General features: G+C 67.5%; 12 protein-coding genes. 8 read left to right on the top strand and 4 right to left on the bottom strand.

Annotated elements, in window-relative coordinates; translation table 11 throughout:
• Positions 1-217 precede the first annotated feature (217 nt).
• Positions 218-556: an anti-sigma factor antagonist gene (locus tag ABD301_RS02425; RefSeq protein WP_163568143.1), complete on the top strand. Its 339-nt coding sequence runs from the start codon at positions 218-220 to the stop codon at positions 554-556.
• A 35-nt stretch (positions 557-591) separates the two neighbouring features.
• On the top strand, positions 592-1,062 hold the full coding sequence (locus ABD301_RS02420) for an ATP-binding protein (protein ID WP_344306673.1): 471 nt from the start codon (positions 592-594) through the stop codon (positions 1,060-1,062).
• 45 nt (positions 1,063-1,107) lie between these two features.
• Here the strand turns inward: ABD301_RS02420 and ABD301_RS02415 are convergent, their stop codons facing one another.
• Positions 1,108-1,491 (bottom strand): group I truncated hemoglobin, encoded by a 384-nt coding sequence (locus ABD301_RS02415; protein WP_163568142.1) that lies wholly within the window; start codon positions 1,489-1,491, stop codon positions 1,108-1,110.
• 211 nt (positions 1,492-1,702) lie between these two features.
• Between ABD301_RS02415 and ABD301_RS02410 the strand changes: the two genes are divergently transcribed.
• Both ABD301_RS02410 and ABD301_RS02405 read left to right on the top strand, forming a co-directional pair.
• On the top strand, positions 1,703-3,787 hold the full coding sequence (locus ABD301_RS02410; RefSeq protein ID WP_344306670.1) for a molybdopterin oxidoreductase family protein: 2,085 nt from the start codon (positions 1,703-1,705) through the stop codon (positions 3,785-3,787).
• Positions 3,784-5,217 carry an FAD-dependent oxidoreductase gene (locus ABD301_RS02405; protein ID WP_344306668.1) on the top strand — a complete coding sequence of 478 codons (1,434 nt, stop codon included), beginning with the start codon at positions 3,784-3,786 and terminating at the stop codon, positions 5,215-5,217. Before ABD301_RS02410 ends, ABD301_RS02405 begins: the two co-directional genes overlap by 4 nt.
• 30 nt (positions 5,218-5,247) lie before the next feature.
• Here the strand turns inward: ABD301_RS02405 and ABD301_RS02400 are convergent, their stop codons facing one another.
• Positions 5,248-8,601: a DEAD/DEAH box helicase gene (locus ABD301_RS02400; RefSeq protein WP_344306666.1), complete on the bottom strand. Its 3,354-nt coding sequence runs from the start codon at positions 8,599-8,601 to the stop codon at positions 5,248-5,250.
• A gap of 286 nt (positions 8,602-8,887) precedes the next feature.
• Between ABD301_RS02400 and ABD301_RS02395 the strand changes: the two genes are divergently transcribed.
• Positions 8,888-11,230, top strand: a complete 2,343-nt coding sequence (locus ABD301_RS02395; protein WP_344306663.1) for a sodium-translocating pyrophosphatase — start codon at positions 8,888-8,890, stop codon at positions 11,228-11,230.
• A 10-nt stretch (positions 11,231-11,240) separates the two neighbouring features.
• Positions 11,241-11,795 carry a hypothetical protein gene (locus ABD301_RS02390; protein WP_163568139.1) on the top strand — a complete coding sequence of 185 codons (555 nt, stop codon included), beginning with the start codon at positions 11,241-11,243 and terminating at the stop codon, positions 11,793-11,795.
• A gap of 213 nt (positions 11,796-12,008) precedes the next feature.
• Here ABD301_RS02390 and ABD301_RS02385 read toward each other — a convergent pair whose 3' ends face one another.
• Both ABD301_RS02385 and ABD301_RS02380 read right to left on the bottom strand, forming a co-directional pair.
• Entirely contained in the window at positions 12,009-12,995 is a 987-nt protein-coding gene (locus ABD301_RS02385; protein WP_344306660.1) for an acetylxylan esterase, read from the bottom strand.
• A 27-nt stretch (positions 12,996-13,022) separates the two neighbouring features.
• Complete coding sequence (locus tag ABD301_RS02380; RefSeq protein ID WP_344306658.1) at positions 13,023-14,774, bottom strand: PHA/PHB synthase family protein; 1,752 nt, start codon at positions 14,772-14,774, stop codon at positions 13,023-13,025.
• A 138-nt stretch (positions 14,775-14,912) separates the two neighbouring features.
• Between ABD301_RS02380 and ABD301_RS02375 the strand changes: the two genes are divergently transcribed.
• The gene (locus ABD301_RS02375; RefSeq protein ID WP_344306656.1) at positions 14,913-15,683 is read left to right on the top strand and encodes an eCIS core domain-containing protein; all 771 of its coding nucleotides are present in this window, start codon (positions 14,913-14,915) and stop codon (positions 15,681-15,683) included.
• A 534-nt stretch (positions 15,684-16,217) separates the two neighbouring features.
• Positions 16,218-19,088, top strand: coding sequence for a type I DNA topoisomerase (gene topA / locus ABD301_RS02370; RefSeq protein WP_344306722.1), 2,871 nt, complete (start codon positions 16,218-16,220; stop codon positions 19,086-19,088).
• Positions 19,089-19,101 lie beyond the last annotated feature (13 nt).

Below are 19,101 nucleotides of genomic sequence, written 5' to 3'. Positions count from 1 at the left end.
GGTTTACCAGTGCGATCGCGACGAATCAGGCATGATCAACTGTGTCGGATCCGGGTGACGCGAAATTTCGTTGGCAAGTGATTACGGGATACGCATCGCCCGACAGGGCCCCGCCATGGTTGGATTCTGCCGTTCGATGGGTACGCGTCGGCGAAGCGGCAGAGCCGGTAAGGCAGAATCCATTACCGGACATGGCGCCTGGCGGGGAGGTAGCGAGGTGGAGTTGAAGCTAGCCACCCGAGTGGAGGGTGCGCGCACCATCGTCGAGGTCGGCGGCGAAATCGACGTGTACACCGCGCCGCGGTTGCGGGAGAAGCTGATCGAGCTGGTCGGCGCTGGACGCACCCAGATCGTGGTGGACATGGAGCGGGTGGAGTTTCTGGACTCCACTGGCCTCGGCGTGCTGGTCGGCGCGCGTACGCGTGTCAACGCGCAGGGCGGTTCGCTGCGGTTGGTGTGCACCCAGGACCGGATCCTGAAGATTTTCCGGATCACCGGCTTGGAGAACCTGTTCCCCATCTACGCGTCGGTGACCGAAGCAGTGGCCGCCGACTAGGCGCGCCCAGGTCGACTGACGGTGGAAAAGCTCTGATGGCAACGGTACGGCTGGAGATCTCTCCGACCGCTGCGCACGTACGCACCGCGCGCCTCGTCGCCGTGGCCGTGGCGCGGCGCAGCGGCTTGGAGGAACCGGTGCTGGACGAGATCCGGCTCGCCGTCGGCGAAGCCTGCTCTCGCGCCGTTGGGCTGCACCAGCAGCACCACAACACCGATCCGGTCGTGCTGGATCTGCAGGACGCTCCGCAGTTCACCGTGGTCGTCACCGACACCGCCGACACCGGGCTGCAGCCAGGCGACCTGGGTCTGACCGGCGACGCGCAGGCGCCGGACCCAGTGGAGATCGCGCAGCAGGAAACCGCTGTCAACGGCGCGGACCTGTCCGAGGAGGTGATCGTGGCCGGCGTCGGGCTGGCCCTGATCGCCGGCCTCGTCGACGACCTCGAAGTCGGCACCGGGTTTGGCGGCCGCGGCACCAGCGTCAAGATGACTTGGCCGCTTTAAGCCTTTTTGTCTTTCAGCGGATGTGGCCGCTCCTGCGATACGACGTCAGAAAACGATGACGTGCTTGGCCACGATGTCGTCGGCCAGCGGTGCGATGGCTCCGATGATCTGGCCGTTGATGTGGTCCGGGACGCCGGCGGCGGCCAGTGAGTCGCCGAGGTGGCCGGCCACCATATTGAAATGCTCCATGCTGATCCCGCGGCCGGTGTGGGCGTCGCTCATCGAGCGGCCGGCGTACGGGAGTGGGCCGCCGAGGGCGGCGGCGAAGAACTCCACCTGCATGCCCTTCAGCCGCTTCAAGTTGATGCCGGCGAAAAAGCCGGCCAGCTTCGGGTCGGCCATCACTCGGGCGTAGAAGTCGTCGACGACCGCGACCAGCGCCGGATCGCCGCCGATCGCCTGGTAGATGCTGGTTTCCGGTGCGCTCATGGCCGGGCCTCCGCTCTCGGGACAGTCAGCCGAGCACAGCAGCGACCGTTTTCCGGCTCGTAGACAGGTGATTACGCAGCGGAAACATTGCCGGTTTCGCGCTGTGACACGGTCGGCGTGAGGTGGATTTCTCCGGCCCGAAACGGGGCGTTACACAACCGCAAGAAACCGCTGCTGGAATCGGAACCCCGAGCCGGCGGAGGGAGAGTCGATGCCAGCAAGCACGGCCACCCACTGCCCGTACTGCGCCCTGCAGTGCGGTTTGACCGTACGCACCGGCGGCGTGGACCCGGCCGTAGAGCCGCGGGAGTTTCCGACCAATCGCGGCGGACTGTGCAAGAAAGGGTGGACGTCGGCGGAATTGTTGTCCGGTACGGCCGACCGGCTGCGGACGCCGTTGATGCGAGAACGCAAGGGCTGTCCGTTGCGACCAGTGACTTGGGAAGCGGCGCTGCATCGGGTAGCCAGTGAACTGATCAGGTTGCGGCGGGTTTTCGGTCCGGACGCGGTCGGCGTTTTCGGCGGTGGCGGCCTGACGAACGAAAAGGCTTACGCGTTGGGAAAGTTCGCGCGAGTGGCGTTGGGAACCTCGCAAATCGACTACAACGGCCGGTTTTGCATGTCGTCGGCAGCGGCGGCCGGTACCCGCGCCTTCGGGCTCGACCGCGGCCTGCCCTTTCCGGTGACGGACCTGGACAATGCCGAAGTGGTGCTGCTGGCCGGCGCGAATGTGGCCGAGACAATGCCGCCGTTTGTCGGGCATTTGCGGGGTGCCGTCCAGATTGTCATTGATCCGCGCCGATCCGCGACCGCCGGGCAGGCGGTGGCGGCCGGCGGATGGCATTTGCAGCCCGCGCCGGGTACGGATTTGGCGCTGGCGCTGGGAATGGTGCATGCGGCGGTGACCGACGGCTGGCTGGAAAAATCCTATGTGGACACTCGTACGAGCGGTTTCGACGACATGTGGCGGCTGGCCGCCAGTTGGTGGCCGGAGCGGGCCGAGCGGGTCACCGGGGTAGCCGCCGCGGACATCCGTACGGTCGTCTCGCTGCTCGCCTGCGCTGACCGCGCGTACCTGCTGACAGCGCGTGGAATTGAGCAGCACGCGAGCGGGACGGACACCGTCCAGGCGTTTATCAACCTGGCGCTCGCGCTCGGGCTGCCCGGCCGGGCCGGGTCCGGTTTTGGCACGCTGACCGGGCAGGGCAACGGCCAGGGCGGCCGCGAGCACGGGCAGAAGGCCGATCAGCTGCCCGGCTACCGAAAGCTCACCGATCCGGCCGCGCGCGCTCACGTGGCAGGCGTGTGGGGTGTGGACCCGGACAGTTTGCCCGGGCCGGGCCGGTCGGCGTACGAGCTGCTGGACGCCCTGGGTACGCCCGAAGGACCGCAGAGTCTGCTGGTATTTGGGTCGAACATCGCGGTCAGCGCGCCAAATGTCGGCCATATCCGGGAGCGGCTGGCGGCCTTGCGGCTGCTGGTGGTGGCCGATGTGGTGCTGTCCGAGACGGCCGCGATGGCGGACGTGGTGTTCCCGGTCGCCCAGTTCGCCGAAGAAGAAGGCACGCTGACGAACCTGGAAGGTCGCGTGCTGCGCCGCCGACGTGCGCTCCCGCCGCCTGATGGCGTGCGTACGGATCTGGAGGTGCTGTCTGGGCTGGCGCGGCACCTCGGGCAGCCGGCCGATCGCTTCCCGGCCGATCCGCGGGAGGTCTTCGAAGAGCTGCGGGCGGCGTCGGCCGGCGGACCCGCTGACTACGCGGGCATCACGTACGAGCGGCTGGACGCGGCTGAGCGGACCGGCGGACTGCACTGGCCCTGCCCGACCGTTGACCATCCAGGCACGCCCCGGCTGTTCCTGGACCGCTTCGCGCATCCCGACGGGCTGGCCCGGTTCGTGCCGGTCGAGGCCGTTGGACCGGCCGAGCCGGTGGACCGGACCTTCCCGCTCTACGCCACCACCGGGCGGCTGCTGGAGCACTACCAGTCCGGTGCGCAGACTCGCCGGGTCGCCGAACTTATGGACACCACCGGAGAGCAGTTCGTCGACGTTCACCCCGACACCGCCGAACGGTCCGGGCTGGCCGACGGAGCGCTGACCGACGTGGTGTCCCGGCGCGGCCGAACGCTCGCCCGGGTTCGGTGCGTGCCGTCGATGCGGCTGGACACGGTCTTTCTGCCGTTCCATTTTCCGGGCCGGCAGTCGGCCAACCTGGTGACCAACCCGGCGCTCGACCCGGTCAGCCGGATGCCGGAGTTCAAGGTGTGCGCGGTCCGGCTGGAGCCGATCCGATGACTCGGCATGTGGTGATCGCCGGTTACGGCATGGTCGGCGCGCGGTTGGCGGAGGAGATCCGGCGCCGGGACGGCCGGCGTGTCCGGCTCACCGTCATCGGTGCGGAGCCGTATCCCGCGTACAACCGAATCCTGCTGTCCTCGCTGCTCAGTGGCGGATTTGAGGAGAGCCGAGTGCTCACCCACGACGCTGGCTGGGCTTTCCGCCATCGGGTGGATCTCCGGCTCGGCGTACGCGTGGAAGGCATTGATGCGGATGCGCGCAAGATCGAACTCAGCGACGGATCTGTGTTGCCGTACGACGATCTGGTGCTCGCGACCGGCAGTGTGCCGCGGCTGCCGAGCGTCCAGGGGCTGGACGGTGAAGGTGTGTCAGCTTTTCGCGATCTGGACGACTGCCGGCGCATCCGGTCGCTGGCCGATGTGTCGGTCGCGGTACTTGGCGGCGGCGTACTGGGCGTCGAGGTCGCCTGCGCGCTCGCGGAGCGGGGCGTACGAGTGACGGTCGTCCATCCAGCGGCCGTACCGATGGACCGGCAGCTCGACGCCGCCGGCGGTTCGGTGGTCGCGTCGATGCTCAGCCGGTTGGGGGTCGGCCTCTGCTTCGGACGGCGGGCCACTGGGTGGCGACCCGGCGACGGGCTTCTCCTGGACGACGGCGAGCTGTTGCCGGCGGACGCTTTGGTGGTCACGGCCGGGGTGGTCCCTGAGACCGCGCTCGCTCGGGCAGCCAGCGTCGAGGTGAATGTTGGTGTGGTGGTCGACGACCGGCTTGCCACCAGCCGGCCGGGCATCTTCGCGATCGGCGACTGCGCCGAGTTTCAGGGCGCGGTCCCCGGTCTCGTACAGCCCGGCTGGGATCAGGCGGAGGTGCTCGCGGACCTGCTGACCGGGGCGGATCCTGGCGCGCGCTATGTCGGTACGCCGAGTGTCACCCGACTCAAGGCGCACGGGATCGACCTGGTGTCGCTCGGGTCGTTCACCGGCGGCGAGGAGCTTTCCTTCTGCGATGCGCGGCGGGGCCGGTACGCCCGGCTGTCGCTCGATGGCGACAAGGTGGTCGGCGCGGCGATTCTCGGGCTGCCCGATGCCGGGGCGGCGATCACGCAGCATTTTGTGCGGGGTACGCCAGCGCCGTCCGACCGGATGGGGTTCCTGCTCGGCCGTGCGTTGCCGCCGGAGGGCGTCGCCGCGGGCGGGCCTTCCCGGCTGCCGGCGGCCGCCGAGATCTGTCGCTGCAACCGGGTCACCAAGCGGCAGCTCGTCCATGCCTGGCAGTCCGGTGCTCGTACCGTCGAGAGACTGGCCACGGCCACTCGCGCGACCACTGGTTGCGGCAGCTGTGTCGACGCGGTCGACGGCATCTGCTCGTGGCTCGCCGCGGCCGACACCTCACCTGACTCGTCTGCCGACGCTGAGCTGGCCGGCTGATTGAGGCGTACGCACCGACAGGAAAGCCAGTCAGCTGAAGAGTTCGCGGATGTCGTCCGCATCCAAGCCGGTGCCGAACATGTTGCCGTCATCCATCACGCTGGCGAACAGCTTCGCCTTTTTTGCTTTCAGCGCCATCACTTTCTCCTCGATGGTGTCCTTGGCTATCAGGCGATACACCATGACGTTCCGGGTCTGCCCAATGCGATGGGTACGGTCCACGGCCTGCGCTTCGGTTGCCGGATTCCACCAGGGGTCGAGCAGGAAACAGTAGTCCGCCTCGGTCAGGTTCAGGCCGAAGCCGCCGGCCTTGAGACTGATCAGAAAGACCGGAACGGATCCGTCCTTGAACTGCTTGAGGACGGTGGGACGATTTCTGGTTTTTCCGTCGAGATAACAGTAGTCAATGCCTTCAGCATCCAAGCGCTGCCGCACGATGTCGAGAAAACCGGTGAACTGACTGAAGACAAGCGCTCGATGACCGCCGTCAATCACGTCCTGGAGCTGCTCAAGCAAGGCGTCGATTTTCGCGCACGGAAGGCTGTGATGTTTGTCGTCGACCAACGCGCCGTGCAGGCTGAGCTGCCGTAGCAGCGTCAATGATCGGAAGATGGTGAACCTGTTTCGGTTCAGGTCGTCCACCAGGCCGAGGATTTTTTGGCGTTCCCGTTGCAGGTGAGTCTGATAGACCTTCCGATGGCGTGGATGCAGGTCAACCTCCAGAACCTGCTCCTGTTTCGCCGGAAGATCGGCGGCGACCTGTTCCTTGGTACGGCGCTTGACCAGCGGCTTGATGCGCTGACGGAGTTGCTCAAGCAACCCGGTGTCGGTTTGTTTTTCGATCGGGCGCGCGTAGTAATACTCAAATCGAGTCGGATTCGGGAACAGCCCAGGAGCCGAGATCGACAGCAGCGACCACAGCTCCATCAGGTTGTTTTCCATCGGCGTACCGGTAATGCAGAGTTTGAACGCCGCAGGAAGCCGCCGTGCGCATTGGTGGATTTTGGAATGGTGGTTTTTGGTGAACTGCGCCTCGTCGAGCAGCAGCCCCGACCATGCCTGCTCGGAGTACGCGTCGTTGTCGAGCCGAAACAGGGTGTATGTGGTGACCACTACGTCGGCGTTGCCGACGACCTCGTTCAAGGTCTGGCCGCGACGTTTCATGGTGTCCGTGACAGCCACCACGTTCAGACCGGGAGCAAAGCGTGCCGACTCGCTCACCCAGTTCGATACGACGCTGGTCGGCGCGACGATCAGAAATGGTGGCATCTTGGAATCGACCTGCTTCGCGTGGCAGATCAACGCCAGCGCTTGCAGTGTCTTACCAAGACCCATGTCGTCGGCGAGGATGCCGCCCAGCTTGAACTTCCAGAGGAACGCCAGCCAGCGAAACCCTTCCAGCTGGTACGGGCGAAGGGTGGCCTGGAGCGTCGACGGGGGTTCGGTCAAGTCGACCGTGCCCACCGAGCGGAGCGCCTCGAGCTGCTTTTTCCAGGCTCTGGCCTGCCGGTCGACCACGCCGAGCGCTGCCAGCTCGTCCCACAACCCGACCTGGAAGCGACTGATCCTGAGGGGGCCGCCGGCTGAGTCTTGGAGGGCCCGAGCTTCCTCGATCAGCCTGCGCAATGCCTGGAGCGCGGGTTTTTCCAGAGAGAAATAGACACCGTCAGGTAGCACCAGATGGGATTCACCAGCGGCCAATGCCGTGAACAACGTCACGAAGGGGACTCGCTGTCCGGCGACGGTCACATTAACGCCGAGGCCGAACCAGTCCTGGTCGCCGGCGATCGAGTTGGTCGATACCCCGATGGACAGCGAGTCACCAGCCTCGCGGTAGTCCAGCGGCTCTCCGCTGATCTCCACCGCGACTGTGGGGTGGTCAGCCAGCAGCGGCAACACTTCGGTGGTGAACCGCATGGTGTCCAGACCGGCGAGCCGTCCTCCGGGCGCCAGCGGCCGCCCAGCCTCGGTTCGGACCTGATCCGAGCCAACCGGTCCGAGCAGGTCGAACGGAAGGTCGGCGAGCACTGCTCGCTCTTGATCGAGATCCCGGTAGCCTGCCTCCAGAGTGGGGCGCAAAGGCGTACGCAGCTGCGAGTCGCCGACCTCGTACGTCCATTCCCAGTCGACCTCCAGGTCATTGCCGGTGCGATAGGACGCGCGCATGACCAGCTTCGGCTCGGGGATCGCCGGTGGTGTGTACGACGCGTCGGACGAGATCACCGCCGCCACGTGTCGCAGCCGCGGGAAGTATTCGGTGTCAAATCGCGAGAGGTCAGCGGACTCGATGCGCAAGTGCTCGGCGGACAGGGCCATTCGCTGTAGTTGCGGCGGCACTTCCTGGACAAGTCTGGCCAACCCGAGCTGCCAGTCCTGTCGCTGGTCGGTACGCGAAGGTTCGGTGCTGTCGACGTACACGAGGCCGTGGCCGTCGGCGCCGACAAACGCCACCGGAAGCACGTCGACGGTGGAATTCTCGATCCGTAGGACTGGCGCCACCGTGAATGATCCGAGGTCGCCCTCACGGGTGACATCCAGGCAAAGGTCGGCGGAACCGTACGGATCGATATCGCCGAGTTGCTTCTTGCGATGCACGAGCCGGACGCCCAGCGCCGCGGCCTCGTCCAGCAACGGCCACAACTGGCGGCTGTCGAACTTGGAGAGGTCAATGCTGGTCTCGTTGCCGTACGAGTAATAGCCCGAGGCGTCCCGCGACCTGGACAGGGAGTAGATCTCCTGCAGCACCCGCATTTGGTCAGCGGGGTGCTCTCGGTAGTAGTACCGGGTACTCAGCGTCGCCCAAGTTAGGTTGCCGACGACCCAGCCGTTCCGGCCTGGTTTGACCAGTCGGGCCAGCACTCTGGATGCGGGCTCGTCGGCCGGGAACCGCGCCGACCGGGTGGGGGCAGGTGCGGGCAGGTGCAGCTCGATGGCCAGTGGACTTGTCGTCGGGTCGCCGTCGGTGGAGCGCGTTCCAGGTTCGAGCAGGGATGTCAGGGATTTCTCCCACGCAGCGGATTTTGCTGGCCGGGTTCGGCTGGCTGGACGCGGCCGAGGTGGGTGGTGACCGGTGAACTCGTCGGCCGCGGCCCGCAACACCAGGGCGGCGACGTGCTTGCAGTCCATCCCGATCGGACAGCTGCAGCTGCTGCCGCCCAGGACCAGCTCCGGTTTCCCGGCGGCCGGTATGAAGGACGCCGTTGTCTGGTATAGGTTCTGGCCACTTCCGATCACCTGGCCAAAGAGGACGTTCTGGGTGTCGTCCCATTGCATGGCCACGACCCTGTTGTTCCGTGCGTACCGCAGGCCTCTGTCGAACGAGGCGCTGCCAATTTCCGCCTCAAGGTCGGCAATGTCAACGCCCGGCAAGGAGACCAGCTGCATGGGGCTGACGGTAACCGCCGGCGTCGTCAGTCCATCGGACCGACACGAGCGTGCTGAATCGATTCTTTCGCCGACGACCCGGCCGAGGCGGCAACCTCGCAGGTGGCGGGCGTAGTTCTACGGAGTGACGAACACCCCTGGACGCTGACCCCAGGTGCCTGGCAGTGGGACGTTTCGCCTAGACTCCGCGAGTCTGCGTGCCCTCAACGATGAGGGTGGCGCTTTCTCGCGCCTGCCCCGGCGGCGGCCGGGCGGCGCGTCCGAGAATGTTCGTACAGGAGGACGCATGCCCGGGAATGGGACCTACCTCGCCGAGGGGGCGAAGGTGGACCTCACCGGCGGCAACCTGACCTACGTGGTCATCGTGGCCGTCATCGCACTCATCGCACTAGCTTCTTCTGCCGGTTTGGTTCGGGTCGTGCTCAAGAACGACACCGGCACCACCAAGATGCAGGAGATCGCAGCCGGTGTTCAGGAGGGCGCGGCAGCGTTCCTCAACCGGCAGTTCAAGACGCTGAGCATCTTCGGGGTGCTCGCGCTGATCCTGCTGTCGCTGCTGCCGGCCGACACCATCGGGATCCGGATCGGCCGCTCGGTGTTCTTCGTGGTTGGCGCCGTCTTCTCCGGTGTCATCGCGTACGCCGGCATGGGCATGGCCACCCGCGCGAACGTGCGCGTTGCGGCCGCGGCCCGCAAGGCCAACGGCTCGGCGACCGCCATGGGCATCGCCTTCAAGACCGGTGGCGTCGTCGGCTTCATGACCGTGGGTCTGGGACTGTTCGGTGCCGCGCTGGTGGTGTTCATCTACCAGGGTGACGCCCCCAAGGTGCTGGAAGGCTTCGGTTTCGGCGCCGCGCTGCTCGCGATGTTCATCCGAGTCGGCGGCGGCATCTTCACCAAGGCCGCTGACGTCGGCGCCGACCTGGTCGGCAAGGTTGAGAAGGGCATCCCGGAGGACGACCCGCGTAACGCCGCCACCATCGCCGACAACGTCGGTGACAACGTGGGTGACTGCGCCGGTATGGCCGCGGACCTCTTCGAGTCGTACGCGGTGACCCTGGTCGCCGCGCTGATCCTGGGTGGCGCCGCCTTCGGTGCGCAGGGCCTGGTCTTCCCGCTGATCGTGCCGGGCATCGGCGTGATCACCGCGATCATCGGCGTCTTCCTCACCCGGCTGCGGCCGAGCGACAAGAGCGGCATGACCGCGATCAACCGCGCGTTCTTCATCTCCGCGGGGATCTCCGCGTTGCTCTGCGCCATCGCGGTGTTCGCGTACATCCCGAACAAGATTTCCGCGCTGCAGGGCGTCTCGGCCGAGGTGCTGCAGGCCGCCGGCGACCGTGACCCGCGCATCATCGCGCTGGTCGCCGTCATCATCGGCATCGTGCTCGCGGTCGTGATCCAGCAGCTCACCGGCTACTTCACCGAGGTTGGTGGCAAGCCGGTGCAGGACGTGGGCAAGACCGCGCTGACCGGTCCCGCGACCGTCGTGCTCTCCGGCTTCACGCTCGGCCTGGAGTCCGCGGTTTACACGGCCGTTGTCATCGGTGCCGCCGTCTTCGGCGCGTACCTGCTCGGTGGCGGCTCGATCGTGCTCGGCCTGTTCGCCATCTCGCTGGCTGGTACGGGTCTGCTGACCACCGTCGGCGTCATCGTCGCGATGGACACCTTCGGCCCGATCTCGGACAACGCGCAGGGCATCGCCGAGATGTCCGGTGACATCGACGAGGCCGGCGCCCGGGTGCTGACCGATCTGGACGCGGTCGGCAACACCACCAAGGCGATCACCAAGGGCATCGCGATCGCGACCGCCGTACTGGCCGCGACGGCCCTGTTCGGTGCCTTCAGCGACGCGGTCAAGGCCGCTGTGCCGGCCGGTGTTCAGGCCGCGGACGTGGCGTATCAGGGCATCCTGAACGTCGCGAACCCGGAAAACCTGGTCGGCCTGATCCTCGGTGCCGCGGTGGTGTTCCTGTTCTCCGGTCTCGCGATCAACGCGGTGACCCGGGCGGCCGGCGCCATCGTCTTCGAGGTGCGGCGGCAGTTCCGGGACATCCCCGGGATCATGGAGGGTACGACCAAGCCGGAGTACGGCAAGGTCGTCGACATCTGCACCAAGGACTCGCTGCGTGAGCTCGCGACGCCGGGTCTGCTCGCGGTGCTGGCGCCGATCGCGGTCGGCTTCGGCCTCGGTGTGGGTGCGCTCGGCGCGTACCTGGCCGGTGCCATCGCCACCGGTGTGCTGATGGCGATCCTGCTGGCCAACTCCGGTGGGGCGTGGGACAACGCGAAGAAGATGGTCGAGGACGGTGCGTGGGGCGGCAAGGGTTCGCCGGCGCACGAGGCGACCATCATCGGCGACACCGTCGGTGACCCGTTCAAGGACACCGCCGGCCCGTCGATCAACCCGCTGATCAAGGTGATGAACCTGGTCTCGCTGTTGATCGCGCCGGCCATCGTCAGCTTCTCGTTGGGCACCAGCGCCAACCCGGCGGTCCGCTACACGATCGCCATCGTGGCCGCGCTGATCATCGTGGTCGCGGTCGTGATCAGCAAGCGTCGGGGGATCTCGGTCGGTGGCGACGAAGCCGCGGCCGCCGAGCAGGCGCCCGCGGGCAAAGCCGCCTAGTTAGTTGCTGTTGACGTACGAGCGGGGCCAGCGGCCGGGGACAACCCGGCTGCTGGCCCCGCTCGCTGTCTTCTGCGTGCTCGTACTGGCTGCCTGCGCCAGCGACAAGGTGCCGCCGGACGAGTGGGCGTCGAAGATCTGCGTGGCGGTCAAACCGTGGTCCACGTCGATCAACGCGGCGGTTTCGGCGGCGCAGCAGAAGATCACCTCCGGGTCCAGTCCGACGCAGACCAAGGCAGACCTGCTGACGCTCTACGGCGGTGCCCGCGACGCGTCGAACCGGGCGTTGGGGCAGGTGCAGGCCGCCGGCATCCCGGACGCCGACAATGGCGCACAGGTCGCGCAGCAGTTCACCGCGGCGCTCACCACCGCCCGGAACGCTTTCGCGCATGCCGCTACCCGTACGGCCGCACTGTCCACCTCGAACAAGAACGCGTTCTATGCCGGCGTGGTGGCGGTCGGACAGCAGTTGACGACGGAGAACGGCCAGAACTCCGCCGGCTTCAGCAACGTGTCTTCCGACCAGCTGCAGAAAGCTTTCGACTCGGTCACGGAGTGCAAGTAACTCGCAGCCCTACATAGGGTGTGGCGCGAAACTGTCGTACCCACGCCGAAAAATCACCCCCACCCAGTGACGGGTGGGGGGTGGGTCGAGAGGCAAGGGCTGAATTTTTAGTTGGACGTCGGTCCTCAAACCCACCCCCCGCCCGTTCAAAGGGAGGGGGCTAGAAAACAGCACAGGTACGACAGTTTTGCGCCGCTTCGGCGTGTCGGGCGGCTACTGTGGCGCGGCGAGGTGGTGGGTGGCGAGCCACTGAATCTGGTCGAGGATCTGGTCCTCGCCGCCGCCTTCGTGTTCGTTCCACTCCCAGACGCTGATGTCGGCGTCGCCGGCATAGTGGTTGTACGCCGCGAAAACCGAGGACGGCGGGCAGATCGGGTCGCGCATCGCGACCGAGAAGAGCGCCGGTGGACGGGCCTGCTGGGCGAGCACCGCGCCGTCGAAATACGCCAGCGCCTCGAAAGCCCGGTCGGCGAGCTGCCGGTGGGTGTGGCACCACTGAACGAGCTCCGGGTAGGGGCCGTCGACGGCCAGTTCGGCGGACCGCCGAAAATGGCAGAGGAACGGTACGTCGGCGAGGACTGCCGCGACCCCGTCGGCGAGCGCGCCGGCCGCGAGCGCCAAGCCGCCGCCCTGACTGCCGCCGCACGACACGATCCGGTCGGTGTCCACCGCCGGGTGACTGGCGGCCGCCTCAATCGCGCGTACGGCGTCCGTATAGACCCGGCGGTAGTAGTAGTTGTCCCGGTCCGGCAGCCCGAGCGTCAGGAATCCGGGCACGTGCGGAGTGGCGCCCGCCGGCGGCACATCCGGGGTGACTCCAGTCGACCATTGGGAGCCCTGGCCGCGGGTGTCCATCACGAAATGCGCGTACCCGAAGGCCGCCCACGTCAAAGCCTGATGCGGCAGCCCACGCCCGCCGCCATAACCCACGTATTGGACGATGCACGGCAGCGGTCCACTGCGCTGCCGCGGCAGCACCAGCCAGCCGGCGATCGGCTGCCCCGCGTAGCCGGCGAAGCGTACGTCGAAGACGTCGACCAGCCGCAACGCCGACTCGACCGGCGTGAAGGTGGCATCCAGGGCGTACGAGCGGGCCTGCGCGAGAGTGCCGCTCCAGAACTCGGCCAGGTCACTCGGAACGTCGAGTTTGGGTCGGTAGCCGCGCAACTCATCCAGCGGGCGGTCGATCGCTGAGGTCATGTCGATCACTCTGCCATCGCGACGGGGTCAGCGTTGCCAGACGTACCGGCCGGGGGCATCGGCGAGGATGCGGTGGTTGTGGTTGCCGACGCTGGGTGGGCGGCGAAGTTTGCCGGAGCGAGTGGACAACCACGTGATCCAGTCCGACCACCAGCTGCCGGGCACCTCCTGCGCGCCGGGCAGCCAGGCGTCGGCCGATGCGGGCAGCGGACCATCGCCGGCGAGGTGGCTGGTGGGGCGACCCGGGGCGGCCAGCACACTGCCCACGTGGCCGCCGTCGGCGAGGATGAAGCGAGTGGGACCGCACAGGTGGCGGGCGCTCGCGTACGCGGACTGCCACGGGGTCAGCTGGTCGGTGCGGCCGGCCACCACGTACGCGCCGGCCTTGACCGCCGACAGGGACAGCGACCGGCCGCCGAGGGCGAGGCCGCCGGTGGCGAACCGGTTGTCCAGATAGAAGGTGCGTACGAAGCTGGCCAGCGCCAGCGCGGGCACCCGCGTCACGTCGGCGTTCCAGCTCATCACCTGGGAGGCCGGCGGTTCCCGGCCAAGCATCCAGTCATTCACCAGGTAGCGCCACATCAACGGGTGCGCCCGGACCGCGTCGAAGGTGGCCGCGACGGTGCCGCCGGGCACCAGGCCACGGCCGCCGGCGGCCTGTCCGAGCCGTTCCAGCCGGGCCAGCGCGGCGGCGTCGGCGGCCAGCCCGAGCGGGCCCGGGTCGGTGAAGTCGAGCAGGCTGTTGAGCAGCGTCAGCGACTCCACCCGCGGCCCGTCGCTGCCGGCCTGCCAGGCCGCCGCGACGGCGGCCATCGTGCCGCCGAGGCCGAAACCGGTGAGGTTCACCGCCGCTGAACCGGTGATGTCGGCGACCGCGGCCATCGCCGCGACCGGGCCTTCGGTGAGATAGTCGTCCAGCGTGATCGTGCCGACCGACTCGTCCGGATTCCGATAGCTGATCGCGAAACTCGTGTGTCCATAGTGGACAGCCCAGTCGATCAGGCTGCGTCCGGGATGCAAATCAAAGAGATAATATTTGTTTATCCACGGCGGCACGAAAATCATTGGCGTGGCATATGACTTGTCGGTACGCGGCTCGTACTGAATGACTTCGGCCAACCGGTTCCGGAACACCACCCGGCCCGGAGTGAGGGCCAAATGCTGGCCAAGCGCGTAGGCCGAACGGTCCACCTGCAGCGGCCTGCCGCTGTTGGACATGGCGTCTCGTACGACGTTGCGGCCGCCGCGCAGGATGCTCGCGCCGCCGGTGTCGAAGGCTTCCTTGGCCGCGGTCGGGTTGCTCGCCGGGAAGTTCGACGGCGCCAACGCGTTGGCGATTTGCTCGACCGCGAGCGTCGCCTTGGCGCGGCCGGCACCGTCCAGATCGGATTCGACGACGAGTTGACGCAAATGTCGTACGCCGGCCGAATGTTGTTGTGCCCAGTGGAAATACCACGGATTGTGCAGCCAGGCCGGGTCGGCGAATCGCGGATCGTCGCGGTCGTACTCGATTTCCTCTTCCAACTCCATCCCGATCGCCCGCAGCGCGGCCACGATGGTGAGCCGGACGCTGTCGCCGGCCGCCTCGGTGACCACCCGGGCCAACAGTGCGGGCTCCCGGCCGATCGCGCGACCCAGCTCGGCCAGCCCGTCGCCGAGCCCGGCCGGGTCGATCCGGGCCGGCAGGTCACTGGAGTTCCACGCCTGCTGGACCTGGCCGATCGCGGTCGCCGGCAGCGCGGCGGCGATGCTCAGGACCGTACCGAAACTGAAGGCCACGCTGGGACTCTACAGATATCGGACCGATTGCCCGTTAAGGCAAGGCGCGGTGCCCTTATCGATACGCCACGGCCCTTGTCCGGCCTTGACGGCGGCGGCACCATCAATTGGACGACTCTTTATCGGCAGGAGCGACAAATGCGCGGGCATGGCCAGGAGAACGACTTCGAACAGAGCTTCCGGCCCAAGGGCGATCGGGTCGAACGCGAGGAACTGACCGAGAACCCGGGGATGCTCGGCAAGGCCGCGGCCGCCGGCCGTACGGACGTGCTTGGCCCCGCCGGCATGCTCGGACTGCAGCGGGCGGCCGGCAACGCCGCCACCGGGGCGCTGATGGAGGAAGAGCGTTCGCCGGTGCATGACGTGGTCAACTCCGGCGGTGGTTCGGCGCTGGATGACGACACTCGCACGGACATGGAAGGCCGGCTGGGCGCCGACTTCAGTGACGTACGAGTGCACAGCGACAGCGCCGCCCACGAGTCCGCGCAGGCGGTGAACGCGCACGCGTACACGGTCGGCTCGAACATCGTTTTCCAGCGCGACAAGTACGACCCGGGCTCGGACACCGGCAAGCACATGCTGGCGCATGAGCTGACGCACGTCGTCCAGCAGCGGAGCGGTCCGGTGGACGGCACCGACGCGGGCGGCGGTATCCAGGTCAGCGACCCGGGCGACCGGTTCGAGCGGGACGCGGTCGCGAACGCCGATCGAGTGATGTCCGGCCCCTCGCCGACCGCCGATGTCGGCGCCTCCGGGCCGGCCGTGCAGCGCTGCGCCGACGGCTCTGACCACGATCATTCGGCCGAGGTGCAGACCTTCGTCCAGCGTGAGGAGGGCGAGGAGGAGGAAGACCCGACCGCCCAGACCTTCGTCCAGCGCGAAGAGGGCGAAGAGGAGACGGAGGAGTAAATCCTCCCGCTCACTATCGCGTCTCCGAAACAGAAACGTGCGTCCGCCAAGGCGCACGTTTCTGCTTTTGGCGGCATTGCGGCCGGCACGCAGAGGATGGGGACGATTACGTTGAGTGGTCACGGTTGCTCGTACGCTCGGCCAGCCAGGTAGGCTGCCCACAGAACGGGTGAGTGGGCTGCGGGTGCCACCTTTCTGCCAGCCCGGCTGAGCAGAAGTTTTTCGGCTGTCCCAAGGCCCCGCCAGTGCCGTCGAAACGGAAATAACCGCAGGTCAGAGGCCTGGTAGGCGGTCGACGTGTGGTGCTGGACACCTGTGCTGCGAACAACTGGGCGGCCGGGTTACGTTTGCTTTTTGGGTGCGGACAGGTTCACACTCCCGGCCGAACGGTCGTGTTACGCACTGTAAGAGCATTGAGCCACCACACTGACGTTAGAACCGCTAGTAATAAGGAGAGCCGTGCCAGCCGCCGACAAGCCCAGCCCGCCGCGCAAGAACGCACGCGCGAGGGCCGCTGGCGTCGGACCCCGCCTGGTGATCGTCGAGTCGCCGGCCAAGGCCAAGACGATCGCCGGCTACCTGGGCTCTGACTACATCGTCGAGGCCAGCATCGGGCACATCCGCGACCTGCCGCGCAACGCCGCCGACGTACCAGTCAAGTACAAGGGCGAGGCCTGGGCCCGCCTCGGCGTCGACGTGGACCACGGCTTTGAGCCGCTGTACGTGGTCAGTCCCGACCGCAAGCAGCAGGTCGCCAAGCTCAAAGAGGCGCTGAAGACGGCCAGCGAGGTCTACCTCGCAACAGATGAGGACCGTGAGGGCGAGGCGATCGCCTGGCACCTGGTCGAGACCCTCAAGCCCACCGTGCCGGTCCGCCGGATGGTGTTCCACGAGATCACCCGGTCGGCCATCGAAGCCGCCGCGGCTAACCCGCGCGAGCTGGACACCGATCTGGTGGACGCGCAGGAGACCCGGCGGATCCTGGACCGGTTGTACGGCTACGAGGTCTCGCCGGTGCTGTGGAAGAAGGTCATGCCGAAGCTGTCGGCGGGCCGCGTGCAGTCGGTGGCCACCCGGATCGTGGTGCAGCGGGAAAAGGCCCGGATGGCCTTCCACGCCGCCACATACGCGGACATCGAGGGCACGTTCACCGTTACCGAGCTGGCCGACGGCGCCCCGCAGGACGACCCGCGCTCGTTCAACGCGAACCTGATCGCGCTCGGCGGCGACCGGATCGCCACCGGCAAGGACTTCGACGCGGCCACCGGCAAGGCCGCCTCCGGCGTGATCCATCTGGACGAGGCCGGCGCGTCCGGCCTCGCGGCCCGCCTGGACGGGGTGCCGTTCGCCGTCACCCGGGTCGAGGAGAAGCCGTACAGGCGCCGCCCGTACGCCCCCTTCATGACCTCCACGCTGCAGCAGGAAGCCGGTCGCAAGCTGCGCTGGTCGGCCGCGCAGGTGATGCGGATCGCCCAGCGGCTGTACGAAAACGGCTACATCACCTATATGCGTACCGACTCGACGAACCTGTCCGAGACGGCCATCAACGCGGCGCGTACGCAGGTCCGCGAGCTCTACGGCGACCGGTATGTGCCGGCCGAGCCGCGCCGCTACGCGAAGAAGGTCAAGAACGCGCAGGAGGCACACGAGGCGATCCGGCCGTCCGGCGACGCCTTCCAGACTCCTGGCGCGTTGGCCAGCCGGCTGGAGAAGGACGAGTTCCAGCTGTACGAGCTGATCTGGAAGCGGACCATCGCGAGCCAGATGACCGACGCGGTGGGGCGCAGCCTGTCCGTACGGATGTCCGGTACGTCGACCTCCGGTGAGGTGGCCGACTTCGCCGCCTCGGGCAAGACCATCACCGATCCCGGGTTCCTCCGTGCGTACGTGGAGTCTCGGGACGAGGGCGCGACCGACGAGTCCGACGACGCCGAGCGGCGGCTGCCAACGCTGACCAAGGGCGACCGGCTGGACGCGAGCCACCTGAACGCCCGCTCGCACACCACCCAGCCGCCGGCCCGCTACACCGAGGCCAGCCTGGTGAAGGCGATGGAAGAGCTGGGCATCGGCCGGCCGTCGACGTACGCGTCGATCATGCAGACCATCCAGGACCGCGGCTATGTGTGGAAAAAGGGCGCCGCGCTGATCCCGTCCTTCATTGCCTTCGCGGTGAACCAGCTGCTCGAGCTGCATTTCGGGCGGCTCGTCGACTATGGCTTCACGGCCAGTGTCGAGGAGGATCTGGACAAGATCGCGTCCGGCGACCGGCGCCGAGTGGACTGGCTGACCCGGTTCTACTTCGGTGCCGCGGACGGTATCGAAGGTGGCGTGGCGCGGGCCGGCGGGCTGCAGAAGATGGTCGCCGAGAACCTCGGCGAGATCGACGCCCGCGGGGTCAACTCCATCCCGCTCTTCAAGGACGAGCAGGACCGGGACGTCGTCGTCCGGGTCGGTCGCTACGGCCCGTACATCCAGGCCGGCGGCGACGAGGGCGACCGGGTGTCACTGCCCGAGGACATCGTGCCGGACGAGCTGACGCCGGAGAAAGTCGCCGAACTGCTGTCCACGCCCACCGACGGGCGAACGCTGGGCACCGACCCGGAGAGCGGCCACGAGGTCGTCGTGAAGGCCGGCCGCTACGGGCCGTACGTGACCGAGGTGCTGCCTGAGGGCGACGAGTCCAAGCCGCGTACCGGCAGCCTCTTCGCCTCGATGGCGCCGGACACGGTGACGCTCGAGGACGCCCTGAAGCTGCTGTCGTTGCCGCGGGTGCTCGGTTTCACCGAGGGCGGCGAGGAGATCACCGCGCAGAACGGCCGCTACGGCCCGTACATCAAGGCCGGCAAGGAGTCTCGCTCGATCGGCAGCGAGGCCGAGCTGTTCAGCATCACGTTGCCCGAGGCGCTGACCGTCCTCGCGCAGCCCAAGGCACGTGGCCGTGCCGCTGCCAAGCCGCCGCTGCGTGAGCTCGGCGAGGACGTCGCCAGCAAGCAGCCGATGGTCATCAAGGAAGGCCGCTTCGGCCCGTACGTCACCGACGGCGAGACGAACGCGAGCCTGCGCAAGGGCGACGAGATCGCGACCATCACCGACGAGCGCGCTTCCGAGCTGCTCGCCGACCGGCGAGCCCGCGGTCCGGTAAAGAAGACCACTCGCAAGGCCGCCGCGAAGAAGGCCCCTGCCAAGGCAACCGCTGCCAAGAAGACGGCCGCGAAAGCTCCGGCGGCCAAGGCCACGGCTGCGAAGAAGACCGCTGCCGCGAAGAAGACCACGGCCGCCAAGAAAACCACGACGACGGCCCCGGCCAAGAAGACCGCCGCCAAGTCGACGCCAGCCCCCAGGACGCCAACCAAGAAGAAACCGACCCGCCCCAACACGTCCGCCTGGCGCGCCCAGACGGACTGAGTTGTTGGCCGCA

Source organism: Fodinicola feengrottensis (assembly GCF_039530045.1).
Classification (GTDB): domain Bacteria; phylum Actinomycetota; class Actinomycetes; order Mycobacteriales; family HKI-0501; genus Fodinicola; species Fodinicola feengrottensis.
Note: the sequence above shows the minus strand (reverse complement) of the source record. Positions and strands in the feature narration are given on the sequence as shown.